Below are 24,394 nucleotides of genomic sequence, written 5' to 3' on the forward strand. Positions count from 1 at the left end.
GTCGTTCAGCGCGCTCCTAGTCGTCGAGGCCGTAGAGCCGTGCCCAGTTCGCCCTGCTGGTGAGGTTGACCATCTCCGCGCGGTAGCGTCGCGCGGCCGTGGGGCCTTCCTTCACGAAGCGGCGGAAGGTGCGTGCAGCACGCTTCGTGAGCTGCAGGGCCAGCTCCTTGTCGCGGGTGCGCACCCGGATGCCCTGCTCGGACATGTCCGTGACCACTGCGCGCTCGAAGGTGGAGACGTGCCACCAGTGCGCGTCGCCCGCAGGGACGAACCCGGTGCGGTGCACCGACCGGTCGGTGAGCAGGTACGCGGCGCGCTTGATCCACGTGAGGCGCTCGCTGCCGGGCGGGTTGGCGGCGCGTATGACCTGCAGCTCGCGGAAGTCGTCAGGCACCTCCGAGACCGGGCGCATGGCGGTCTCCTCGTACCGGGCCCGGATCCGCCGGATCTCTGCGGCCGCGGCTGCGGACCCGTCGCGCAGGATCTCGGGGCCGTCGAGGAAGTCCTCAACGGCCTGCAGCAATGTGGCCGAGAGCCCGTACTGCATGCTGATGACGTACTGCGACAGCAGCTGCCCGAGGCGCCTGGTGATGCGCCGTATCGAGAAGTCGGTGTGCAGCGCCGCGGTGATGAGGCCGTTGCGCATGTTGAAGTACCGGTGCCACTCGTCCCAGTCCTTCCACCCGAAGTCGGCGTGCCACACACCCGCTCCGGGCAGGGCGACGGTCGGGAAGCCGTGGGAGCGAGCACGGTAGCCGTACTCGATGTCGTCCCACTGGAAGAACAACGGGAGCGGGTAGCCGATCGTCCGCACGATCTCGGCCGGGATCAGGCACGACCACCAGCCGTTGTACTCGGTGTCGACGCGGCGCTCCTGGTTGATCGGCAGCTGCCGCTCGTCGATCCCCAGCAGGTACGCCTCGCGGAGCGCGCCGGGGACGGGCATGCCGACCTGCAGCAGCTCCGGATCGGCGTACTCGGCGGAGATGTGCAGGTGGGCGGGGTGCAGGAGGTTGAGCATCTGCCCGCCCACGATCGTGGGGTGGCGGGTGTTGGCGGCGAACGCGGTGAGCCGGACGATGATCTCGGGGTCGAGCAGCACGTCGTCGTCCATGAGCAGGACGTCCGAGTGGTCCTCCGGGTCGCCCTTCGTGGCGTCGAACAGCCCGCGGGTGAACCCGCCCGCACCGCCGAGGTTGGGCTGGCGCACGTAGCGCAGCCGCTCGCCGAGCGCCTCGGCGATCTCGGCGAACCGAGGGCGGGACTCCAGTGGGTCACTGCCCTGGTCGACGACCTGCACGGCGCCCACGCAGCTCAGGGCCTGCGGGTCGGAGGCCATGGCCGTGAGCGTGTTGAGGCAGTCCTCCACCCGGTTGTACGTGCAGATCACGACGTCGGTGCGGAGACCGGGACGGGTGTCGGGAACGGTCCACCGGACGTCCGACACCGTCAGCTGACCGGTCTCGGTGGTGAGCTCCAGCCACATGCCGCCGCCGTCGATGAACCGGTCGACGGGCCCCGTCAGCCGGATCGTGTGCTCGTCGGCGTCCAGGACCTCCTGGGCCTCGACGATGCGCCACACCTTGTTGGTGTCGGAGGCCATCAGGCGCACCCGGCCCGTGCCGCTGACGACGGCCTGGACCTCGATCTCGCGGACGTCCGTCCACCGCTGCCAGTAGGTGGCGTGGAGCCGGCCGAAGTAGGTGTTGGTGCTGACCCGGGTGTTCGGTTCGAGCGTGACGCGGGTGCGCTCGCGACGGGCGGCGCCCTTCTCGACGACCGAGTACAGGTCCTCCGGGACCCGGGCCGAGGGACCGAAGAACAGTCCGCGCTGGGCGACGAGGCGTGACCGTAGACCGTTGGCCGTCGACTCCGGTTCCGCGTGCTCGGCGTCGGGGCGCGGTGGCACCGCCGTGTCCGTGATTTCCGGTATCCGAAGCATGGAGTCGGCCGTCCTCGTCCTCGGTCGGGGGCGTAGCTGGTGGGCTCATTGTGGAGCAAGCGGAGGGCCGGACCCGACGGGGGTCAGCCCACAGGATCGAGTCCGGGCACCCGAGCGTGGCCGTCGCGCTCCCATCCCGCCACCGTGCGGTCGGTGATGACGGGAGCAGGCCTGGCCAGCGGTTCCTCGATATTCCACCGGTAGAGCTGCGCGGCGTCGCGGGTGGGATCGCCTTGCAGGTAGGTGGGCATCCGCTGCTCGGTGACGTTGAGCCGGGGTGCCGCGAAAGGACCGCCGAAACCAGCCGAATAGGTGATTCCGGCGGACGGATCGGACGCGGGCGGCCCGACGCGCCACTGCGCGAGCCCGGCAGTGCCCAGTGGCAACGGTTCGGGGGTGAGGCAGGGGAAGAGGAACGCGATCGGCCAGTCGAGGATCGCGCTGGTGCCCGGCGGCAGGACGTCGGTCATCGGGGTGAGCCGGGGCACCCGCGGGAGCGACGCGACGGCAGGAGATCGCGGGCCCGCGTTGGGTGCGTTCACAGCGAGTCGCACCGTGTCGGCCGCGGGCGGCGCCATCTGGCGGTGGTCGGTCGGGCCGAGGCTGTCGGCGGTGACGGGGCGACCCTCGATTACCCGGTCGCCCACCCCGAACTCGACGGTGAGCACGTCGCCCGGCTGGGTCTCGCCCGAGGTCGTGACGACGACGGGGAGGGCGCCGGAACGCTGTTGCGGATCGAGCCGGAACCAGGCCGTGGTCATCCGGCCGGCGACAGCGACGCCCGGCATCGTGCTCCCCCCGACGTCGACGGGCAGGGTGCGGCCGGTCGGTGAGCCGGTGGCGATCGGCAGCAGCCCGTCCACGGGGTCGGTCTCGACGGACAGCAGCCGCTGCAGCCCGCAGGGTTCGCCGCGCAGCGTGGCGAGGCTGTCGGAGGCGAGCGTGTAACTGTCGCGGTGCGCCACGGCCACCCGGACGAAGCTCAGCACCTGCAGCGCCAGCACGGCCACGAGGAGGACCGCGACCAGCGGCGTGGGACCGGGCACCCAGCGGGGCACGGCGACAGCGGCGGCCCCGCCGGCGCGCAGCCACGCCGACCGCACGATCAGCACGCCCACACCCACTCCGCCTGCGATGAGGGCGATGGTGGCCACCGGGATGTTCGCGATCTGTGGGGGCGTGGTGGAGAAGCTCGGCGTGAACCAGTTGCTCGCGTACGGCCAGATGTTGTAGCCGGCCAGCACCAACGCCCCGACCACCGTCACCGCACCGAGCGCGGGGAGCATCCGGTGTGGCTGCTCACGCAGGCCGACCGGGCGTTGCACCAGCAGTCCTCGCGGCACCCACGCCTGCGCAGCGGATGGGCGCTCCACGTTCGCTTGCCGCGGCGCTGCCGCCGACCACGCCACCATCCCGAGCACCAGCACGGCGGCCCCGTAGCCGGCCAGGTCGCCGAAGTGCTGGGTCCACTTCGTCGGGCTGGCGGTCAGCGTGGTCAGGGAGAGCAGGAAGCCGAGTACCAGTCGCCGCGCCGGGCCGGCGGCGATGCCGGTGCGCGTTCCCCGCAGCGCCAACAGCACACCCGCGGCTGCGAGCAGCGTGAGGAGCACCGCGGCGCGCCGCCCGATCGAGCCCTCGAACGAGCCAGGTGCCAGCAGGTTGGAGTAGCGCTCGTACTCCTGGTACCACGGCATCCCGCCGCCGATCAGCGTGCGGACCCTCGTGGCCTCGAGCATTCCGGCGAGGCTCTGGTCGGTCACCATCAGCAGCACCGCGGCGGCCGGAGCCGCCACGATCGCGGTGAGCACAGGCAGGACGTGCAGGTCGCGGCGGGCGCGCAGCAGCCGCAGCACGGGCAGAGCGCCGGCGAGGAACGGCGTGAACGCCATCAGCCCTGCGGGCGTCACCGCGGTGGTGACGCCGGCGAGCAGGAGGCCGACGACGAGCGGCGTGATCCTGCGGCAGGCCACCGCACGTTCGACGGCCAGGAACGCTCCGAGCGAGCCGACGGCGACCCAGGGCTCCGGGCGCAGCCCGAGGTTGAGCGGCACCCACCAGGTGGCGAGGGCCAGCGCGGCGAGCCACGGCGCGGCTCGGCCGGCGGCGAAGCGGCCCAGGCGAGGGAGCACGAGCCGGGAGAGGAGCCACCAGCACAGCAGCCCGAGCAGGACCGACGGCAGCCGCATCCACAACGTGGAGGGCGAGATGAGCGACCAGCCGTAATAGACGTCGTAGAACCAGCTGAACGGGGCCTCCGGCGCGTTCAGCCAGCGGTAGACGTTGCCGATGAACCCGTTGCTCCCGATGCTGCGGACGATGCCCGCGATGTAGCCGTCGTCCACGGTGATCGCGCCCACGAGCCACCACACCCCGAACACCGCGACGACCACGGCGTCGACCGGGCGCGGTCGCCACCAGCGTCGGGGGAGCAACCGCACCGGCGGGGTGACCGCACGGTCGGCGCGGCGCAGCGCCACGAGCATGCCGATCAGTGCGAGCACGCACACCACGGCCAGCGCGGCCTTGATCGCGGTGATGGTGGTCTGGAAGCGGGTGTCGGTGCGCAGCGACAGCGTGACGCCGGACTGCACGTCGCTGAATGCGCCGGCCACGTCGGGTCGCACGTCGCCGGTGCGGGTGAGCGCCGGGGTGCCGTCGACCAGCACCTCGGTGCGCTCCGGGTCGGAGTGGACGGTGAGGGTGCACGCGCCCGGTGGGAGCGGCACCGCACCGAGATCCACGCCCGCGCTCATGACCCGCACCTCGTCGCCGGACGCGGTGAGACGCAGGCCGTACAGCGGCTCGGCCGTGGAGTCGGGTCGCGGAGGCACGGTGGAGAGCAGCTCCCGGCTCACCCGGGGGCCGCCGGGGCCACCGTCGACGCGCGCCACGGCGCAGCTCGCCGTGGCGGTGAGGTCGACCGGCTGGTACGGCATGAGCGGGATCGCGGCAGGCCCGTCCGATGCCGTCCAGCTGTAGCGGACGTCGGGTTGGTGCACCGGCGCGAACGGGAACGCCACAGCGGCCAGCACGGTGATCAGTCCCAGGATGAACACGGCGCGGCGCGGCCCGCGCGATGTGCGCAAGGGTGGGGTCACGTCATGACTGCCACGACCGCCGGGCTGCGGTTTCCGAGGACTGTCCGGCTCGGGCGGTGTCACCGACCGTGCGGGCGTGAGCACTCGGGCAGCCTATGGGCAGCCGGTCACCGTCCCGGGCAGGGGGATGCCGGGTCACCCTTGCGGGGCAGGGCCGGTCCCGGTGGCCGTGGACGCGCCCGAAACGGTGCGTGTCGTTTCCGTCACGGTGTAGGCGGAACGGGCAAGCGGCGTGCTGAACGCGTAGACCTGGATGTGCGGGTCGGCCCCACCCACCACGGCCAGCTGTTGCACGCCCTGGGTGCGTGGCACCTGCGCGAACGCGCCGCCGCGGGACGGCACCCAGGTGCCGTCCGCGAAGCCCGAGAGCGCGCCCCCGTCGCCCCACAGCACGGCGTACTCGGGCGCCTCGGTGATGCCGTCGACCATCGCGGGCTGGCGCTGGCACGGATACGCGAACGCGAGCGGCCACGCCAGGGCCACCGGTGCGTCGGCCGGCAGGTAGTCCGACAGCACCGTCGGCTGCTGGACAGCCGGGGCGCTGAAGGCCACGAAGCCGTTGACCATCCCGGTCGCGTCGACCGCCTCGAGCCGCACCACGTCGGCCTCCGGCGGCGGCGCCAAGACGAACGTGCGCCACGAGGACTCGGTCGCGGTGTCGGTGAGCTCCTGCTCGCCGACCCGTGTGACCTCTGCTCCGGAGCTGCGGCCGTACACCGCGGTGAGGCTGTTGCCCTCCTCGAGCCTCCCTGCCGCCAGCACGGTGGTCGCGGCACCGCCCTCGAGCCCGGAGGGGAGCGAGTACCAGGAGGTGGTCATGTCTCCGAAGTTGCGCTCGGCGCCGTGGCCGTTGCGGAAGAGGAGACTGCCCCAGATCTCCGCGCCGGCGGGCCCTTGTGGCGGGTCCCCGATGTAGAAGCCGCCGCCGGACTCGAAGCCGTTGGGGGGTGGGGGTGCCGGCAGTCCGGCCGCGACCGGCAGCGTCGACGCCGTCGAGGGGTCGAGCACACGCACGGCGCCTGCCGCCCCGCAGTGCTCGCCTGCGGGGTCGGCGAGGCCCTGCGCCCAGATGGACTCCCGGGGGACGCCCATCACGGCGGCCTCGCCGAACGTGCCGACGGTGTAGACGGTGGTGCCGAACAGGGAGATCAGCACGACGGCAGGTACCGCGCGCAGCACCCCGAGCCGGACGTCGCCTCTGCCGAGCAGGCGCGCGGCCAGCCCGCCGATCAGCGCCGCGACGATCATGACCGATGCCCAGAGCAGAGGACGGTCGAACGAGATGTTCTTCACGGCGGGCGGCAGCTCCGGCCGGTGGGCACCCTCGAGCCAGGCGTACGCCCACTGGTTCGGGCCGTGCCAGGCCAGCGTGATCGTGACGACGAACGTGGCGGCCGCCGCGACCATCACCCCGATCGACAGCCTCGCACCCTGCAACACCCGCCGTGTGAGCGGCACCGCCATCACCAGGAACAGCGCCAGGAACACCGAACCGACGCCGGCGAGCGCACCGAAGTGGTGGGTCCACTTCGACGGGGTGAGCCACAGCGCGGCGAATGCGAGCGCGGTGGTGGAGGCGGACAGCCACAGTGGTGTCGGCACTGTGACCCGGCGGGCGCGGGCCGCGACGGCGAGCACCGCGAACCAGGCGAGCGCGACGATGCACACCAGCACGGCGGCCCGCTTGGCGTAGTTGCCCATCGCGATCTGCGAGAAGAGGAAGGTGTAGCGCTGGATCTCGGTGGTCCAGTTCTCCTGTCCCTGCAGCGACAGGAAGATCGTCTGCCCGCGGATGAAGTCCCGCAGCCCACCGTCGGCAAAGGCCAGCAACGGGGCGACCATGCCGCCCGCGGCCACGGCCAGGACACGCAGGGCCGTGCCGATGCGGTCGCCCGCCACCCGGACGACCGGCCAGAGCAGCGGCAGCCCCGCGATCAGCGGGGCGAGGAGGGTGAACCCGGTGGGGTGGGTCGCGAAGCCGAGCCCGGCCAATGCGAAGGCGAGCCAGGCGAACCAGAGCCGGCGCCTGCGGCTCGCGGCGAGCACGGCGAGCATCGTGGCCGCGCCGCACAGCGCCACGACCGTCTCAGGGCGCACGCCCATGTCCTGCGGCACCCACCACGACAGGAACGTCACCGCGAGCACCGCGTGGGCGATCATCCGCACCCCGCGCCGGTGCGGTGCCCAGTCGTTCATCGCGGCTATGACGAACCGCCGCAGCGCGAACCACGTGAGGATCCCGAACACCGCGGCCGGGATGCGCTGCATCACCGGCGCGTTGCCCGCGAACTGCTGCCACCAGCCCAGCGACTGGTAGAACCAGGTGAACGGGGTGAAGTTCTGGTCGTAGAGCTGGAAGTAGTTGCCGACGTCGCCGGACAGCACCGAGTTGCGGGCCATCGCCGCGTAGTAGCCGTCGTCGTCGGTGGCCGGGGCCACGAACATCCAGAAGACGATCACCGCGGGCACCAGGAAGTCCACGATCCGCGGCCATCCCAGCCGCCACACGCGCGGGACCCGCGGAGTCATCCGGTCCAGTCGCAGCAGCAGCACGGCGGTGACGAGCAGGGCCGCGATCAGTGTCCAGATCAGCGCGCTCTTGACGGCGGTGGGGCTGCTGGTGAACTCGTCGTCCGCCCGCATCGAGACGGTGAGCCCGCCGGAGGGCAGGACTGTCGCGTCGGTGGCGAGCACGTCGACGTCGGGCAGTTCCTCAGCGGGGGTGCGTACGAGCTCGGTGCCGTCGCGGCTGATGGTGAGCTCGGCGTTGTCCCTGTGGGCGAAGGACGAGAGGTCCGGGGCGTCCGGGTCGGCGGGGTCGGGGTCGTCCCGGACGAAGGCGGGGAGCCCCCGGCTGTCACCGGCGAGCCGGTACTCGCACGGGCCTGCAGGCAGCGGGTCGTCCAGCAGGAGCCGGTCGAACGCGCCCACCCGCACGCGGCCATCGCGAACGGTCACGATCATCCCGGTGGTGCCGGCCACCGGTGACTCCGGCGCAGCGGTCGACAGCACGACCCCGCCGCCTGCCTCAGCGGCGCGCACGGCGTCGCAGCTGAACCGCACGTCGAGGGTCAGCGGCCGGTACGCCGTGAGCGAGAGCAGCGTCGACTCGGGGTGCGTCGGGTCGATGGGCCAGCTCACCATGGGCTCGGAGACGGAGACCGGAGCGAACGGCAATAGTGCCGCGCACACGACGGCCACGAGCGCGGCGAGGCCGGCGAGAACGGCGGTGCCCCGTCCCCTGCGGGGGGCGGGCTGCGGGGGACCGGAGGGGCCGGCGTGGTCGGCCGCCTCTCCGGCCGGCGCCGTGTCGTCCTGCCGGACGGCGCCGGACACGTCAGTCACAGCCGCATGCTGTCAGGGACGCCCCCATGAACACGAACGGGGCTGATTGCGGGGAAGCCACGTTCTGGCAACAAGATGCACACGAAGGTGGCGCATCCAGGGCATTGGACGGCGCCCGAACGGGTGGTGAACGGCCATGGCTGCTGTTCTGACGATCTGTACGGACCGACCGGGCCCCGCCCGGTTGGATGATTGACGCCTCTACAGTTCCGGCGTGGTTGATCTCCTGCCGGACGCGGTGCGTGCCCGGTTCACGCGTCGTCGCCCGGATGGTGCCCCCTCCGGTCACCGGATCGGGCCAGGGGGACGTGAGCGGCCCGCCTCACCGGCGCAGCCACCCCTGACCGGCCCAACCGACGCCTCGACCGCTGCCGGTGACCCGAGCCTGAACCCGCAACACGACACTGAACGTTGCATAATCGGGCCCCCTGACGACTTCGAGCGGAAGGTTCCGGTCCTGGCCAGCGCACCCGGCACCCGTTTTCGGTCTGTCGGGCTCGTCGTCCTCGGGATCGTGGCGTCCGGCCTGCTCCTCAACGTCTATCTCGCGATCGTCGCGCGCAGTCTCACAGCGGCCGAGTACGCGTACTTCGGCGCCTTCTGGTCGCTCGCGCAGGTGGCCGGGTTCGGGATGTTCCTGTCCATCGAGCAGGAGACCGCCCGCCTGCTGCAGACGCCCGGCAGGCCGCTCGGTGTGCTCCGCGCCGTCCTGCTCACGGCAGCGACCATGGCGGTCGCCATGCTCGCGGTGGTCGCGCTCGGCTGGCCGGTGTTGTCGAGGGCATTCGGCGGCCAGGCCGTCACCGTTGTGGCGATGGGCGTGCTGTGCCTGGTGTCGGCCGGTCAGTTCGTGGTGCGCGGCGCGCTCATCGGGATGGACCGGATGGGCCGGCACGCGGCGATCATGCTCCTCGACTCCGCCCTGCGGGTCGGCCTGGCCGCGCTCGTCGCGTCGCTGATCGCCACCCCGGGCAGCCCTGCCTTCGCATGGACGCTGGTGGTGGCCATCGGGCTGGCGCACGCCCCGCAGCTGCTCTCCCTGCTGCGCCGCCGTACCCGTGCCGCCACCGAACCCGACCCTGCCGCCGGCTGGCTCACCCCCCGGACGATCTGGGCCGCGGTCGCGCCGCTGCTGATGGGATCGCTCTGCGCGCAGCTGCTGCTCAACGGGCCGCCGGTGCTCGTTCCGGTGCTCGCACAGAATCAGGTTGACGTCACGCGCGCCGGCCAGTTCCTGGCGGCGTTCACGCTCGCCCGGATCCCGTTGTTCCTCGTGGTGCCGCTGCAGACCGCGTTGCTGCCGATGTTCACCTCGATCCTGCACTCGGGCGACCGCGCCGCGCTCCACCGCCTGGTCCGGCGGCTCTCGCTGGGGTTGCTCGTGCTGGCCGCAGCCGCTTTCGGGCTCGGGTACCTGCTCGGGCCGTGGCTCGTCCAGCTGATCTTCGGTGCCTCGTACGTCCTGCCCGGATCACACATCGCCCTGCTCGCCGTGGGGGTCGCGACCTACATCGGGCTGGTTCTCGTCACGCAGGTGCTCGTCGCGTCCGTGCGACACAAGCTGGTGGCGTGGAGCTGGCTGTCCGGGCTGCTCGTCGCCGGGGTGGTGCTCGCACTGGTGCCGGACCTGCTGTTGCGTGCCGAACTGGCCTTCCTGCTCGGTTCCCTCGTGGGGTGGCTCGTGGCCACCGCGCTGGTGCTGAGCGGCCGACGGGAACGGGAGCTGCAGAGTGTCGCCTGAGGAGCAGCATCGAGACCGTCCAGGTCGCCGTGTCGGCATGCGCCGCGACGACCTCGTCATCGCGCTGACCTACTACGCCCCGTACGTCTCGGGCCTCACGAACATGGCGCGGGACATCGCCGAGGGCCTCGCCGCCCGCGGCAAGCGGGTCACCGTGGTCACCAGCCGCTACGACACGTCGCTGCCGCGCGAGGAGGAGATCAACGGGGTGCGCGTGCTGCGTGCCCCGGTGCTCGCCCGGCTCGGCCGCGGAGTGATCAGCCCGCAGTTCGTGCGCCTGGCCCGTGCCGCGATGGGGAGAGCCGCGGTGGGCTCGCTCCAGCTGCCCATGCTGGAGGCCGGGGCGATCGCCGCCGGGATGCGCACCCCGATCGTGTCGACCTACCACTGCGACGTGACGTTGCCGCCTGGTCTCGTCAACACCGCGCAGCGGCTCGTCGTCGACGCGTCGAACCGGCTCGCGATGTCCCGGTCGGCCGTCGTGACCGTCACCAGCGAGGACTACGCCCGGAACAGCCGCATGTGGCCGTCGATCGAGCCGTCGATGGTCGTCGTCCCGCCACCGTGCTCACCGCCGCCCACGGGCGAGCCGAGCTACCGCGAGACCGACGGGCTGCACGTCGGCTTCCTGGGCCGGATCGTGCGGGAGAAGGGCCTCGAGTACCTGGTCCGCGGTTTCCGCGCGCTACCCGATCCCGACGCCCGCCTGCTGATCGGTGGCGACTTCACCCACGTCGCGGGTGGCAGCGTCGTCGACCAGGTGCGGGAGGCGATCGGCGACGACCACCGGATCCGGCTGATGGGGTTCGTCCCCGAGCAGCGGATCGGTGACTTCTACGCGTCGCTGGACGTCTTCACGCTGCCGTCGGTCAACGCCTTCGAGGCGTTCGGCATCGTGCAGGCCGTCGCGATGCTGGCCGGTGTCCCCGTGCTCTCCAGCGACATCCCCGGCGTCCGGCAGCCGGTGGCGCAGACCGGTTTCGGTACCGTCGTCCCGCCCGGAGACGCCGCGGCGATCACCCGCGCGCTGCGTGCCTTCCAGGCCAACCCGCCCGACCGGGCGTCAGGGGCGGCACAGGCACACCGCGCGTTCTCGGTCTCCGCAGTGCTCGACGGCTACGAGGTCCTGATCGACAAGGCGGCACACCACCTCAGGAGCACCCGATGAGCACGGAGTTCGAGCCAGTCGCCGGCTCACCCGACCACTACGACGCGGACTACTACGACAACAACGGCCAGGCAGGCGACCGGCCTGCGCTGCGTTGGTACGTCCGGATGGTCCGGCGCTACGTCGGCCAGGGCCCCTACCTCGACTTCGGCTGCGGCACCGGTCACCTGCTGCGCAGGCTCGCCGCGCACGGACCGGCGTCCGGCTTCGAGATCTCGCCCTACTCGGCCCGCATGGCCAGGGAGACCGCGCCGGGCTGCGACGTGCACACCACGCTCGACGCGATCCCGGGCGGCGCCTTCCGCGGCCTCACGGCCGTTCATGTGCTGGAGCACCTCGACGACGAGACGGTCGCGGCGGTGCTCGCATGCTGGCGGCGGGTGCTGGTGCCGGGCGGGCGGGCGCTGGTCGTCATGCCGGACCCTGCCGGCAAGGGCCGTGCGCTGGCCGGTGACGGCTGGAACGGTTACCGCGACCCCACGCACGTCAACCTCAAGCCCCACGGCGAGTGGCGCACGGTACTCGCCGACGCGGGCTTCACCGTGGTTCGCGAGGGCAGCGACGGGCTGTGGAACGTGCCGTACGGCAAGCTCCCGAAGCTCGTCGACGCGGGGCTGCACGCCGTTCCGGCGCTCGCACAGTTCCTGGCCGGACGCCTGTTCCTCCGCCCGGGCTCCGGCGAATCGTCCGTATTCGTCCTGAAGGCTCCCGCTTCATCCTGACCCGGACGTTCCCCTCCCAGTGGTGCCCGGCACCATGATGATGTCCGCTTTCGGCGAGCGTCGGGCATCTGGGCGCGTGGGGGGAGTCCGGGTGAGCGAGCTTGCGAGCGAATCAGTGACACAGCGCCCGCGCGCTGTAACGGCATGTCCTGGGCCGGCCGAGCGCAGCGAGGGCGAGCGATGAGCGAGCTTGCGAGCGAATCAGTGTCACAGCGCCTTCGCGAAGCGCCGGCCGAGCGCAGCGAGGGCGAGCGATGAGCGCGGTCCTGCAGGCAGGCCCAGCGGCGGCCGAACCGCGCCCCACGCCGATTCCCTCCTCCCGATCCCCGTGGACGATCGCGCTGTTCGGGCTGACGTTGCTGGTCTTCGCCACGCTGATCTGGCACCGCCGCTGGATGAGCGACGACGGTCTGATCGTCCTGCGGACCGTGCGTCAGCTGGTCGCGGGCGAGGGCCCGGTCTTCAACGTCGGCGAGCGTGTCGAGGCGAACACCTCCACGCTGTGGACCGCGCTCCTGGCGATCCCGGGGCTGCTGCCCTGGCTGTCGCTCAACTGGGCGGCGGTGGTCCTCGGGCTGCTGCTGTCGGTCGCCGGCGTCGGCTTCGGACTCGACGCATCGCGGAGGCTCTTCGCAGGCCGACGGCTGATGATCCCGTTCGGGGCACTCGTCGTGGTCTCCCTGCCGCCGTTCTGGGACTTCGGCACGTCAGGGCTGGAGACCGGCCTGATCGTCGGGTGGCTCGGTTTCACGTGGTGGTTGCTCGTCGGACGCCTCGTCGCCGCACGCACCGGAAACGCGGGCCGGGCGTGGCCGCTCGCTCTCGTGCTCGGGCTCGCGCCGCTCGTGCGCCCCGACCTCGCGTTGTTCGGGCTGCTCGTGGCGGTCGCGCTGGTGGCGCTGGAGATCCGGCGAGGGTGGCGTCGCCTCGTCGGGCTCGGTGCGGTGGCTGTCGCGGTGCCGTTGGTCTACGAGGTGTTCCGGGCCGGCTTCTACGGGCTGCTGGTGCCGTCCACGGCGCTGGCCAAGGAAGCGAGCGTGGCGCGCTGGCAGCAGGGCGTGTACTACCTGCTCGACCTGATCGAGCCGTATCGCCTGTGGATCCCGCTGCTGGTGCTGCTCGTCGGTGTGGTGGCGGTTCTGTACGGGCGCCGGGGTGCCGCCCCGCGGCCCTCGGGCTGGATGCGCCTCGCCACCGTCCTGGTGCTGGCCGTGCCCGTGCTGGGCGCTGCGCTGCTCGCCCTTTACGTCACCAGGGTGGGTGGCGACTTCATGCACGGCCGGATGCTGCTCCCCGCCCTGTTCTGCCTGGTGCTGCCGGTCATGGCGGTGCCGTTCACCCGGTGGACAGTGCTCCCCGCGGTCGGGATGGCGGTGTGGGCGCTCGCCTGTGTGCTGGGCATGCGGCCCGCCTACGACACGCTCGGTCCCAACTGGATCGCCAACGAACGCCTCTACTACGTGGTCCTGGTCGGCAAGCCCAACCCCGTGACCAGCGAGGACTTCCTCGGCCACCCCGTGGCACCCGAGGGGGTGGCAGCCCTTCGCGATGCGCCTGCGCCATCGCTGGCAGTGGCCGGGCCGGGTGACGACGGGCTCCGCTGGTGGTTGTTCCCGAAGCCGGCGGACCACGCCCGCGACACGATCGTCTGGCTGAACCTCGGCGTCACGGGCGAGCTCGCGCCACTGTCCACCACGGTGCTCGACGGCGTCGGACTCACCAACCCGCTCGCCGCGCACGCCACCGGCGTGCCGGACGGGCGCATCGGCCACGACAAGGACCTGCCGCCCGAGTGGTTCCTCGCCGACAGCGGCGTCACCGGCGACACCGGGTTCGTCGACCCCGGCGGTGTCGCCGCGGCCCGCGCCGCGCTCGCGTGTCCGCGCACGCAGGAGCTGCTCGACTCGGTGCGGGCTCCGCTCACCGCGCAGCGGTTCTGGGACAACCTGACCGGGGCATGGGAGCGCACGTCCTACCGGTACCCGCGCGACCCGCGCGCGGCTGCGGAGTGCCGCACCGCCGAATGACGCTGCCAGTCGGGGCGGCGCGAGGCATGATCAGGGCATGACTCTGCCGCTGTCTCCCGACGAGCTCCTCAGCACCACGCGCTCCGTTCGTAAGCGCCTCGATCTGGACCGACCGGTGCCGATCGAGATCATCCGGGAGTGCCTAGAGGTCGCCGTCCAGGCTCCCACCGGAGGCAACCGGCAGAGCTGGCACTGGATGGTCGTCACCGACCCCGGGCTCCGGGCCGAGATCGGCAAGTACTACCGGCAGGAGTTCGACCGCTACCGCAACTCCCCGACCTACGGCGGCAACACTTCTGACCACAGCGAGGAACGGCGTGCTGTGCAGTCCCGCGTGACGAGCTCCGCGGAGTACCTCGCAGAGCGGATGGGCGATGTTCCGGTGCATGTGATCGCTTGCATCGAGGCGGGACAGGAGTTGCCGGCGAGCAACCAAGCAGGCCTGTGGGGTTCGCTGCTCCCTGCCGCCTGGAGCTTCCAGCTCGCCGCCCGCGCCCGTGGGCTCGGCAGCGCCTGGACCACCTTGCATCTGCGCTACGAGAAGGAGATCTCCGAGCTGTTGGGGATCCCGGCGAACGTGCGGCAGGGCGTCCTCCTGCCCACCGCCTACTACACCGGTGACACGTTCAAGGCGGCGACACGCGAGCCGCTCGATACCGTTCTGCACATGGACCGGTGGTAGCGGACAGTGGTCACTGGTTGCACTGTGTGCTGAACGAGGGGCCGCACGGCCACCCGGTCGGCCCTACGACACGCCAGCACGCAGTGACAGCCCTGGCCATCCCGGTACGTTCTGGCTGGTAGGCGAACCGCGGTAGGGAAAGGCCTCGTTTTCCGTGCGTGACGAGAGCAGGTCAGCGGGTCACCACCCCGTCCGGTAGTCGCGGTGTTCTCACCGGCGAGCTCAAGGGCCTGACGGGGCTGCGGATCGTCGCAGCGGTCTGGGTCGTGCTGTTCCACTTCCATTTCACCCCGCTGCCGGGGGTGGCCGAGGTCGCGGCGACGCTCGGGCCGTTGGTCACAGCGGGCGCCCTCGGTGTCGACCTGTTCTTCGTCCTCAGCGGGTTCGTGATCACCTACACGTATATGGACAAGTTGGGGCCGGCACTGCGCATCGGCGCCACCGCGCGGTTCGTCTGGGCGCGGGCCTGCCGCATCTGGCCCGTGTACGCGGTGGTGTTCCACCTGTTCGGCTTGTGGCTGATGGCCCGCATGGTCTTCGGCTCGGACTCCGAGATCGCGTTCCAGGCCGTGCAGCCCGAGCTCGGCGTCGGGCAGTACATCCAGCAGCTGTTCATGGTTCAGCTCTGGGACAACGCGTTCTTCGACGGGGCGTCCTGGGTGGGTTCCACCTGGTCCATCAGCGCCGAGTGGCTGGCCTACCTGCTCTTCCCGATCGGCGTGCTCGTGCTCTTCCGGCTGCGCAACCTCCCCGCCGTGGTGCTCGGCGTCGCAGCCGTGGCCCTGATGGCCCCGATCGCGTGGGCGTACCTCTCCACCGGCAGCCCGTACTACCCGTGGAGCTGGGTGGTGCGCATCCTCTGCGGGTTCAGCGCGGGGGCGCTGATGTACCTGGCAGTCCGACGGACGCGCCGGACGTCGTCGAAGGCGCGGCGCAGCGCGTCGACCTTCGCGGTGGTACTGCCGCTGATGATCGTGGGAGGGCTACTGCTCGGTGAGCTGATCGGTCCCGGCCGGGGCGGCGCGGTGATCTTGCTGTTCCCGCTGCTGGTCGCCGCGATGGCCCTGGCGGACCGGGGCCCGGCGTTGGTGCTGTCGGCCCCGTGGGCCGTCTACGGCGGCCGCATCTCCTACAGCCTCTACCTCGTGCACATTCCGATGTTCGAGATCTACTGGCTGGCACTGCGGAAGTTCTCGTTGCTCGGACCGGACACCGTCCTCGCCTACGTCGTCGGGGTGCTCGTGTTCGTCTCGACCGTCGGAGTGGCGGCGCTCGCCTACCACGCGGTGGAGGAGCCCGCGCGGCGGCGGATGCGCAAGCTGGTGCCTGCTGAGGTGGCATCGGCGTCGAAGGCCCCTCGCCATCGTGCCGTCGGTGGGTCCGCCGCCGGCTGGCCCAGCGTGGGCCACCAGACGGCTACCGCCGCCCGCATCGCGGCCGCGCGCCGCACACTCGCCGCCCGCACGAACAGCGAGATCCGCCCCACCCAGAAGGCGGCCGAGTCAGCCGAGTTCGCCGTTCCGCGCCGACCCGCCCTGGGCACCCGGAACGGGGTGCTGGCCGCCGCGTTGATCAACGCCCAGCGGCGGGCGCCGGCGAACGTCGACGACTACGAGCGTGCCCTCTACGTGCGCGGGGGATACCTGAACGCGGGGGGCTGAGCAGCCGGCCTCCTGCCCGATGTGCCGCGGGCAGGAGGCCGGTACCGCCGCAGCTACTGCGGACCGGCCGAGAACACGATCGGCCGCACCTCGACGCCCAGTCCGTCGATCGCGGAGTCCGGAATCAGGCCGGCGAGCTCGATCGCCCGCTCGCGGGTCGCGCACTCCACCACGTAGAAGCCGCCCATGAACTCCTTGGTCTCCAGGAACGGGCCGTCGGTCACGACCGGCACGCCGCCTTGCCCGCGCACCACGACGCTCTGGGCGGGCTCGGCGAGGGCGTGCGTCTCCACCAACTCGCCGGACGCCTTGATCGTCTCCATGAACGCGCCGTGGCCGGTCATCACCTGCTCACGCTGCTTCTCGGTCAGCGCATCCAACGCCGCGGGGTTCAGCTGCATGATCAGCATGTATTTCACGGTTCGACTCCTCCGGATCGCGGACGCCCGGGCGGGCACCGTCGCGAACAGGTCGTAGGCGGCGCCATGTTCTCGACATCCGTCCATCCCTGAACTACCGACCCCCGTGCGATAACCGCCCTACCCTGGGCGCAAGATCCATTTGTGGGGTTTGCGCGGGTGCGGGACGACAGCAGGTGGATGGGCGATATAGGTCGCCCACTCCGAAACCGTCGCGGACGGGCTCGGACGCTCGTCCTGCTGGTCGCGGCTTTCCTCGTTGCCGGCAGCACCAGTGCCTGTTCCGTGTGGGAGAGGGAAGTGCCAGGGCAGGCCGCGCCGGTCGACATGGTGCACCCTCCGGCGGGCCCGCTGGACAGGGCCGAGCCACTGACCGACGCCGATCTCGCCAAGGTGAGTGCGGGGCAGCTTCTCGACGAGAGCATGGTCGCCCTGCTCACCCAACCCGTGCTGCACGTCCGAATGGAGACCGCGGCCGACCTGCCGTTGTACATGACCGGCGGCGACTACCGTGCCGCGGTCAGCGACGGTGGCATCGACTTCCGCACCAACGACTTCGCGTATCACGAGCTGGACGGCTTCAACACCGTCTGCGAGGGCGGCAAGGACTACCTGCTGGATTCGTTCGACAAGACGTGGTCCGAGGTGGATCGCAGCTGCGCGATCAGCACCGGGGGCGAGTTCGGCAGCGCGAGCAGCACCCTCGAGATCATCGGCACCGTGAGCGACGGGGTGCTGACCGCAGGCCTCACGCCGGACGAGGCGACGGCGTTCGTGGGCGCGATCCACAAGGACTACCCGGACTACACGGGTGTCGGGACGCTCTCGCTGGTCGAGCGCGACGGCCGGCAGTACGTCCGGATGCCGTTCGTCCTGCGGGCCCTCGACCGCGACGGGAACCAGGACGGGATGATGCGGCTGATCTGGTCGTTCCGGGCGATCGGGGCGAGGTGGAAGTCGCACATACTCACGCCCGGCATGGCAGGTGTCGCCTCCAACCAGGTGGAGGCCGTCTACTACCTCGACCCGAAGACGCGCCTGCCCGCCTACACCGAGTCGCTCTTCTACGACCCCGTGGACGATCCGAGCGCCGAGGCCGGGAAGGTCGTCAGGGTCGAGTACTTCTGGGACGGTGTCGTGCCCCACGCGAAGCCGGTGAACGGCGACGCCCGCGAGCCGGTACCGCCGTCATGGCCGGCCGAGCGGATTCGGCCGACCGGACACTAGCTGTCAGGCGGTTTCGTGACAGATGCCCTCGTCAGCGGATCAGGCCTTGCCGGCGGACCCATGCCTCGAATCCTCCGACCTCGAACGGCATGCGGGCACCATGGCTGATCACCGCATCGCAATAGCTGGTGGCGGTATACACGCAGATGACAGCACAGCTGATCGCTTGGCACAGGACCCAGATGCTTCCGTGCGCATCCAGTCCGTGCTGTTGCGCGACCAAGCGAGCGTCGTTGTCGTCGATCACCGCCGTTGCCGCGTGGCTCTGCGCCCATGCTGCAACAGCAGCCTCGCCTCGATGATGCGGCCCGGCAACCAATCGCTGGCTCCACTCGCCAAAAGCAACGATCTCACTCAGCCCGTCGACATGGACCACGCTCGCCCAGTCAGGAGGCGCGGCCCCCAACTGGGCCAGTTCTTCAGCGACAGTCGCCGGGATGTAATGATTCCACGGGTGCTCGGATGTTCCTTTCACGAAGTCGCCCAGGACGTCCAGTCGACTCGCTCTGGCCGCATGCAGGAGTGCGGACGTGTCCCACACGCAGGTCAGCGCCTTGGGGCCCACCTCTCGAAATGACGTCATTGCTTGACGAAGACCTCTAGCTGCGGCAGATCTCCGACGGTCAGCGTGTTGTGAACGAGCTGGACAGCGCGCTCGGCCGAAATGCGGCCGTTCCGCCATGCAGCGAAAACCGCCCTCTTCCACCCAGGACCCGTTGTTCCGGGAGTGAGGTCGGCCGGCGGTTCGTACCCGACGATCTCCAGAAAATCGCCACGGGTGGGGGTTCGCGCTCGAAGACCCTGTACGTCCCGGCGATCGATCACGTCGGCCCTACTGGCCGAAGCTATGGTCGACGACCAGGAGAGTCTGTACTCCGCAGCGATACGGACGAGCTGCGAGTACGGCTCGGCCTGTGCTGCACCCGACCATGCCGCTCGGACGTCGTCGGTCGGCAGCAGGAACTCGCCGACGAAGGCGTCGATGACCTTCTCCTTCTCGGCGTCGCTCGCGGCCACACCTACGTCGGAGTGGTACGCATCGCCCGTGAGGTGGTGGCCGATCTCGTGTGCGGCGGTCCAGCGTCTCCGACCCGGCTGTGCGTGGCCACCTATGACAGCAACACCGAATCCTGGCTCCAGCTGAAGTGAGGCTCCGGACACGTCGCGGTCGACCACGACGATGTACAGCCCGAAGAGCTCGCCGACCTCCGCCAACGGGCCCAGGGAGCCTGACGGGATGCCGATCTGTCTCCGAACGTCACGAGCCAGTTCAACGGCAGCTTCCGCATCGCCGACCAGGCCAGGTGTGATGAGGTGCGGGGCCCTTTCGAGCAGACCTTGGTCCTTGAGCCATTCAGCGTCTCGCGCATGCGCTTCGAGATCCACATCCAACAGAACCCGGTCTCTCGCTCCCTGGTCAGGGTCGTCGGCGAGCAGAGTGCGATACGTGGTGACGGCAGCCGGTGGTTGGGTCACGAAGTGAGCGATCGGGACGCGCAGAATGTCCGAGAGATGCCCGAGTTCCAGGGCTGAGACCTGGCGTTCACCGGCTTCGATGCGGACGACGGCGGTTCGGTCGATGCCGAGCTCCTCCGCAAGCGCGGCCTGACTGAGCCCGCGGGCAAGCCGCATGTCGCGTACGCGTTCCCCGACCTCTGGCCACCCCTGGACTGCCTGCATATGTGCGATAGTCGCACATGCGGCGGGCGAGCGTTAACCGTTCAACCCACCGGAGCGGGTGAGCGCGTCAGCCCGGGATGCGGCGGAACACCGCGCGCGGCAGGTGCCGCAGCACGCTCATCAGCACGCGTAGTGGGGCGGGAGCCCAGACGAGCTCGCGACGGTTGCGCACCGCGTCGACCACCACGGCGGCGACGGCCCCGGGGCTGGTGGACAGCGGGGCGGGCTTGCGGCCCTCGGTCATCTTGGTGTGCACGAAGCCCGGCCGCACGACCGTGACGACCACACCGGACGGGCGCAGGGCCTCGGTGAGGCCGGAGTAGAAGGCGTCCATTCCGGCCTTAGTGGAGCCGTAGACGAAGTTCGAGCGGCGGGCCCGCTCACCCGCGACCGACGAGAACGCCACCAGCGAACCGTGGCCCTGCGCGCGCAGCCGCTCGGCGAGCGCGACGCCCACCGAGACCGCGGCCGTGTAGTTGACCTGCGCCAGCTCGACGGCGGTGTCGACGTCGGTCCACGCCTGCTCGTTGTCGCCGAGCAGCCCGAACGCGACGAGTGCGACGTCGATGTCGCCGCCGGTGAAGGCCTTGCGCACCACGTCCGCGTGGGTGTCGAGGGCGAGGGCGTCGAACGGGAGCGTCTCGACGGCACAGCCGAGCTTCTCCAGCCGAGCGCGCGCGGCGTCCAGCCGCTCGGACGGCCGGGCGGCGAGCACCACGCGCAGCGGCCGGTCGGAGGCGAAGGCCTCCACGACGGCCAGCCCGATCTCCGAGGTTCCGCCCATCAGCAGCACGCTCTGAGGGTTACCCACGGCGTCGATCATCAGTTCGTCAGCTCCAGCCGCCTGGCCATGTCGGATGTGAAGACCCCGGAGGGGTCGGCGTTGTCGCGCACCTTGCGCCACTCGTCGAAGCGCGGGTAGCAGCGGCGGATCGTCTCCGCGCTCGCCCGGGACTCCTTGGCGAGGTAGAGCCGGCCGCCCGCACCGAGCACCAGCTCGTCGAGCCCGTCGCAGAAGTGGTGCAGGCCGCGGGCGATCGGGAAGTCCACGGTGATCGTCCAGCCCGGCTGCGGGAACGACAGCGGCGCGCCGTTGCCCTCGCCGAAGCGTTTGAGCACGTTGAGCCCGGAGGCGTGCGGTGAAGTGGCGATCCGCTCGATGATCCGGCGGAACGTCGGCTCCTCGCCGAACGGCACCAGGAACTGGTACTGCAGGAAGCCGCGCGAGCCGAACACCCGGTTCCAGTCCCCGAAGAGGTCGAGTACCTGGTAGAAGCTCGTGATGTTCTGGATCGAGCCGCGCTGGCGCTTGGGGGCCTTGCGGTACCAGAGCTCGCTGAACGCCCGCAGTGTGAAGCGGTTGGCGAGGCCGTTCGGGAAGACGTCGGGGAACGACAGCAGCTGTGGCGCGTCGAACTTCAGGGGGTCGTGGCGCAGCTTCGCAGGCAGCTGGTCGACGGTGGCGAGCGAGCCGCGGGTGAGCACCGCACGACCGAGCTGGGCGCCTGTGGTGGTGGTGTCGAACCAGGCTGCGGAGTAGCCGTACGTGTCGTCGGAGCCGTCGGTGAGCAGCGCCATCAGCTCGTCGAGGTCGGCGGTGCGGTCGGTGTCGACCACGAAGTACGCCGACTCGGTGCGGTGCAGCTGCACCTTGGCGCGCACGACCACGCCGGTGAGACCCATGCCGCCGACGGTGGCCCAGAACAGCTCGGCGTCCGGGCCGTCCGGCGTGAGCGTGCGGAGTGACCCGTCGCCGGTGATCAGGTCGAGCGACAGGACGTGGTTGCCGAAGCTGCCCTTGGTGTGGTGGTTCTTGCCGTGGACGTCGGCCCCGATCGCGCCGCCGATCGTGACCTGCCGGGTGCCGGGGAGCACCGGGACCCACAGCCCGTGCGGGAGCGCGGCGCGCATCAGGGTGTCGAGGCTGACCCCGGCGTCGAGGTCGACGATTCCGCTGCCGGCGTCGATCGAGTGGATGGTGGCGAGACCGGTCATGTCGAGCACGACACCGCCGGCGTTCTGGGCGGGATCACCGTAGGAGCGCCCGAGGCCGCGGGCGATGATCCCCCGCGGACCCGCTGCCGTGACAGCAGCGCTCACGTCGTCGATGGACCTGGGTGTCAGCACCTGCGCCATCGTGGGCGCGGTGCGTCCCCAGCCGCGGAGACTCGCCGTTCCGGACATCCGCGTCAGGCTACTCCCCGTAGAGATCGCGACCGCCGCTCCACCCCGTGGAGCGCCTGGCCTCCCCTCGTGCGGCGGAGCAGCATCCGCGCACCGGGAGTAATCAGTACCCGGCGTGGTGTCAGCACTATCCTGCTGTGGTGAGCACGCCGCCGGACCCGCCGGGACTCAGGATCTCCGACGCCGACCGGGAGCGCGCGGCCGCCCAGCTCCACCAGGCACTCGCCGAGGGGCGGATCACCGTCTCGGAGCTGGAGGAGCGACTCACGGTGGTGTACGCGGCCAGATACGAGGCGGATCTCCGCCCGCCACTGGCCGACCTACCGGGGGCGCACCAGGCCGCGCTCGCCGCGTCCCGGCCCCTCGAGGCGCCTGATGCGCCTGCTGTGGTGCTGCGCACCGGAGCGTCCACCATCAAGCGCCGTGGCGCCTGGGACGTGCCGGCCCGGTTACGCCTGCAGAGCGCGATGGGCTCGGTCGTCCTCGACTTCTGCGACACCACGCTGCGCCACCCGGTGATCGACATCGAGGTGGATCTCGGCGCGGGCTCTGCGCGGCTCCTCGTGCCCGACGAGGCCACCGCCGACATCGATCGCGTCGTGGCCACGATGGGCACGGTCAAGAGCAGCGTCCCGTCCATCCGGCGGCCCGGCGTGCCCCACTTCGTGGTGCACGGCCGGGCCGGGATGGGCTCGGTGACGGTGCGCAGGCGCTACCGGCTGGCGGGCCACTACTTCTGACCCGCCGAGTGGTCAGAGCCGGGCGAGCTCGTCGGTCAGGTCGTCCAGGCCGAGGCTGCCCAGTGACAGCGCGGCGGCGTGCCAGGACTTGAGGTCGAAGTCCGCTCCGCGGGCGGCTCTGGCCGCGTCCCGCCCGGCGAGCCAGGCGCGTTCGCCGAGCTTGTAGCTGATCGCCTGGCCCGGCCAGCCGAGGTAGCGCACGATCTCGCTGTCCAGGAACGCACTGGGCCGTCCGCAGAAGGCGCCGAAGAACTCGCGCGCGACCTTGGGCGTCCAGGTCTTGCCCGCGTGGACGGGCGAGTTCGCGGGGACCTCCAGCTGCAGGTGCATGCCGATGTCGATCACCACCCGGATCGCGCGCATCTGCTGCGCGTCGAGGTACCCGAGCCGCGTGCCGGGCAGGGTCAGGTAGCCGAGCTCGTCGGCCAGCCGCTCGGCATAGAGCGCCCAGCCCTCGGTGTTGCCCGATACCGACCCGATGGTGGTCTGGAACGTCGAGAGCTGGTCGGCGAGATGCGCCCACTGGGCGAGCTGCAGGTGGTGGCCGGGAACGCCTTCGTGGTACCAGGTGCTGACCAGGCCCCAGAGCGGGAACCGGGTTGCGCCGAGTGTCGGCAGCCAGGTGCGGCCGGGCCGGGAGAAGTCGAGCGACGGACGCGTGTAGTACGGCGCGGCGGCGCTGCCGGCCGGGGCGATCATGGCCTCGACGGTGCGGACCGGAGCGGGGATGTCGAAGTGCGTGCCGGCGAGCTCGTCCATCGCCGTGTCCATCATCTTCTGCAGCCAGACGCGGATCTCCTCCACGCCGTCGACGGCCTCACCGGTCTCGTCGAGGTGCCGCATCACGGCGATCGGCCCGGCGCCCGGCAGGATCGTGTCCGCCTCGCGGCGCATCTCCTCGTCGAGACGGCGGAACTCGTCCCAGCCCCACTCGTAGGCCTCGGCGAGATCCAGGTCCGAGCCGGTGCTCAGCCTGGCGCCGAGCCGGTAGCGCTCGGCGCCGACGGCGTCCGGCGTGCCCTGCGCCGCCGGGAGGTACACGCGGGCGAGGTGGTCGCGCAGCTCGGTGGCCGCGGTGGCGGCGGCACCGGCCGCCTCGTCCAGCGCGGTGCGCACCGCAGGCGCGATGCCGTCGGGTGCATCCGCCACGAAGGCGTGGAACCAGGAACCCCGTGGATCGGCGAGCCACGCGTCGAGCTGACCGACGGCCGTCTCGACCTGTCGCGGCGCGGCGTGCAGGCCCTGACGCGACCCCTCGGTGAGTGACGCGATGAACCCCGCATACGCCTGTGGCACCTTCGCCATCCGGCGCGCCACCACCGCCCAGTCGTCCGGCGTGACCGTGGGCATCAGTTCGAAGAGCTGCCGGACCTGCTGGTGCGGCCCGAAGATGTTGCGCACCTGCCGCAGGTGCTCACCCGCGTCGCTCACGGCGAGCTGCGCCTCGAGGCGCTCGCGGAGCAGCCGGGCGCAACGCCGGTCGTCCTCACCGGCCACCGCGGCCGTCGGCAGCTCCGCCAGCACCGTGTTCGCGAGATCGTCGATGGCCTGCTGGCCGTCGGGGGAGAGGTCGGGCACCCGGTCGTCGCCGGGGTGGGTGCCCAGCGAGGTCGCAACCCTCGTGTCGAGGTCGGCGAGGCGTCGGACGTAGTCGTCGGCGAGAGCACGCACCCCGGTGGGGGTGCCGTCATCGGTCACTGTGGTCACCCGACGATCGTGCCGGGCCGGAGCGATCTCCGCATCCGGCCCGTCCGGGTA

17 protein-coding genes are annotated in these 24,394 nt (G+C 71.0%); 8 read left to right on the plus strand and 9 right to left on the minus strand.

Features of this window, described 5'->3' with window-relative positions; genetic code table 11:
- Positions 1-16 precede the first annotated feature (16 nt).
- The 3 genes from ABD743_RS08875 to ABD743_RS08885 form a co-directional block, all read right to left on the minus strand.
- Entirely contained in the window at positions 17-1,942 is a 1,926-nt protein-coding gene (locus ABD743_RS08875; RefSeq protein WP_344720575.1) for a glycosyltransferase, read from the minus strand.
- Between the two features lie 83 nt (positions 1,943-2,025).
- Positions 2,026-5,040: an arabinosyltransferase domain-containing protein gene (locus tag ABD743_RS08880; protein WP_344720577.1), complete on the minus strand. Its 3,015-nt coding sequence runs from the start codon at positions 5,038-5,040 to the stop codon at positions 2,026-2,028.
- 135 nt (positions 5,041-5,175) lie between these two features.
- The gene (locus tag ABD743_RS08885; protein ID WP_344720579.1) at positions 5,176-8,385 is read right to left on the minus strand and encodes an arabinosyltransferase domain-containing protein; all 3,210 of its coding nucleotides are present in this window, start codon (positions 8,383-8,385) and stop codon (positions 5,176-5,178) included.
- A gap of 514 nt (positions 8,386-8,899) precedes the next feature.
- Between ABD743_RS08885 and ABD743_RS08890 the strand changes: the two genes are divergently transcribed.
- From ABD743_RS08890 to ABD743_RS08915, 6 genes are all read left to right on the plus strand, one after another.
- Positions 8,900-10,126: a lipopolysaccharide biosynthesis protein gene (locus ABD743_RS08890; RefSeq protein ID WP_344720581.1), complete on the plus strand. Its 1,227-nt coding sequence runs from the start codon at positions 8,900-8,902 to the stop codon at positions 10,124-10,126.
- 37 nt (positions 10,127-10,163) lie between these two features.
- Positions 10,164-11,294: a glycosyltransferase family 4 protein gene (locus ABD743_RS08895; protein ID WP_344720583.1), complete on the plus strand. Its 1,131-nt coding sequence runs from the start codon at positions 10,164-10,166 to the stop codon at positions 11,292-11,294.
- Positions 11,291-12,016 carry a class I SAM-dependent methyltransferase gene (locus ABD743_RS08900; protein ID WP_344720585.1) on the plus strand — a complete coding sequence of 242 codons (726 nt, stop codon included), beginning with the start codon at positions 11,291-11,293 and terminating at the stop codon, positions 12,014-12,016. The genes ABD743_RS08895 and ABD743_RS08900 overlap by 4 nt, the downstream gene beginning before the upstream one ends.
- 254 nt (positions 12,017-12,270) lie before the next feature.
- A complete protein-coding gene (locus ABD743_RS08905) occupies positions 12,271-14,043 on the plus strand; it encodes an arabinofuranosyltransferase AftB family protein (protein ID WP_344720587.1) in 1,773 nt (590 codons plus the stop codon).
- Between the two features lie 49 nt (positions 14,044-14,092).
- Entirely contained in the window at positions 14,093-14,725 is a 633-nt protein-coding gene (locus ABD743_RS08910; RefSeq protein WP_379659031.1) for a nitroreductase family protein, read from the plus strand.
- Between the two features lie 158 nt (positions 14,726-14,883).
- A complete protein-coding gene (locus ABD743_RS08915) occupies positions 14,884-16,386 on the plus strand; it encodes an acyltransferase family protein (RefSeq protein ID WP_344720591.1) in 1,503 nt (500 codons plus the stop codon).
- Between the two features lie 53 nt (positions 16,387-16,439).
- Here ABD743_RS08915 and ABD743_RS08920 read toward each other — a convergent pair whose 3' ends face one another.
- On the minus strand, positions 16,440-16,805 hold the full coding sequence (locus ABD743_RS08920) for a YciI family protein (protein ID WP_344720593.1): 366 nt from the start codon (positions 16,803-16,805) through the stop codon (positions 16,440-16,442).
- Between the two features lie 300 nt (positions 16,806-17,105).
- Between ABD743_RS08920 and ABD743_RS08925 the strand changes: the two genes are divergently transcribed.
- Complete coding sequence (locus ABD743_RS08925) at positions 17,106-18,032, plus strand: hypothetical protein (RefSeq protein ID WP_344720594.1); 927 nt, start codon at positions 17,106-17,108, stop codon at positions 18,030-18,032.
- Between the two features lie 31 nt (positions 18,033-18,063).
- On the opposite strand, the gene ABD743_RS08930 is transcribed toward ABD743_RS08925, so the two are convergent.
- The 4 genes from ABD743_RS08930 to dprE1 form a co-directional block, all read right to left on the minus strand.
- On the minus strand, positions 18,064-18,597 hold the full coding sequence (locus ABD743_RS08930; RefSeq protein ID WP_344720596.1) for a PIN domain-containing protein: 534 nt from the start codon (positions 18,595-18,597) through the stop codon (positions 18,064-18,066).
- Between the two features lie 14 nt (positions 18,598-18,611).
- The gene (locus ABD743_RS08935) at positions 18,612-19,712 is read right to left on the minus strand and encodes a helix-turn-helix domain-containing protein (protein WP_344720598.1); all 1,101 of its coding nucleotides are present in this window, start codon (positions 19,710-19,712) and stop codon (positions 18,612-18,614) included.
- 67 nt (positions 19,713-19,779) lie between these two features.
- The gene (dprE2, locus tag ABD743_RS08940) at positions 19,780-20,535 is read right to left on the minus strand and encodes a decaprenylphospho-beta-D-erythro-pentofuranosid-2-ulose 2-reductase (protein ID WP_344720600.1); all 756 of its coding nucleotides are present in this window, start codon (positions 20,533-20,535) and stop codon (positions 19,780-19,782) included.
- Complete coding sequence (dprE1, locus tag ABD743_RS08945; protein WP_344720602.1) at positions 20,535-21,896, minus strand: decaprenylphosphoryl-beta-D-ribose oxidase; 1,362 nt, start codon at positions 21,894-21,896, stop codon at positions 20,535-20,537. Before dprE1 ends, dprE2 begins: the two co-directional genes overlap by 1 nt.
- A 140-nt stretch (positions 21,897-22,036) precedes the next feature.
- Between dprE1 and ABD743_RS08950 the strand changes: the two genes are divergently transcribed.
- Positions 22,037-22,636 carry a DUF1707 SHOCT-like domain-containing protein gene (locus tag ABD743_RS08950; RefSeq protein WP_344720604.1) on the plus strand — a complete coding sequence of 200 codons (600 nt, stop codon included), beginning with the start codon at positions 22,037-22,039 and terminating at the stop codon, positions 22,634-22,636.
- 12 nt (positions 22,637-22,648) lie between these two features.
- On the opposite strand, the gene ABD743_RS08955 is transcribed toward ABD743_RS08950, so the two are convergent.
- Positions 22,649-24,343 carry a DUF885 domain-containing protein gene (locus ABD743_RS08955; RefSeq protein WP_344720606.1) on the minus strand — a complete coding sequence of 565 codons (1,695 nt, stop codon included), beginning with the start codon at positions 24,341-24,343 and terminating at the stop codon, positions 22,649-22,651.
- Between the last annotated feature and the right edge of the window lie 51 nt (positions 24,344-24,394).

It is taken from the genome of Pseudonocardia yunnanensis (assembly GCF_039534065.1).
GTDB classification, from domain to species: domain Bacteria; phylum Actinomycetota; class Actinomycetes; order Mycobacteriales; family Pseudonocardiaceae; genus Pseudonocardia; species Pseudonocardia yunnanensis.

Excerpts from the sequence above, each read along its gene's own strand:
- ABD743_RS08875 (WP_344720575.1), bottom strand. The coding sequence starts at position 1,942 with ATGCTTCGGATACCGGAAATCACGGACACGGCGGTGCCACCGCGCCCC.
- ABD743_RS08895 (WP_344720583.1), top strand. The coding sequence starts at position 10,164 with ATGCGCCGCGACGACCTCGTCATCGCGCTGACCTACTACGCCCCGTAC.
- ABD743_RS08900 (WP_344720585.1), top strand. The coding sequence starts at position 11,291 with ATGAGCACGGAGTTCGAGCCAGTCGCCGGCTCACCCGACCACTACGAC.
- ABD743_RS08905 (WP_344720587.1), top strand. The coding sequence starts at position 12,271 with ATGAGCGCGGTCCTGCAGGCAGGCCCAGCGGCGGCCGAACCGCGCCCC.
- ABD743_RS08935 (WP_344720598.1), bottom strand. The coding sequence starts at position 19,712 with ATGCAGGCAGTCCAGGGGTGGCCAGAGGTCGGGGAACGCGTACGCGAC.
- dprE2 (WP_344720600.1), bottom strand. The coding sequence starts at position 20,535 with ATGATCGACGCCGTGGGTAACCCTCAGAGCGTGCTGCTGATGGGCGGA.
- dprE1 (WP_344720602.1), bottom strand. The coding sequence starts at position 21,896 with ATGTCCGGAACGGCGAGTCTCCGCGGCTGGGGACGCACCGCGCCCACG.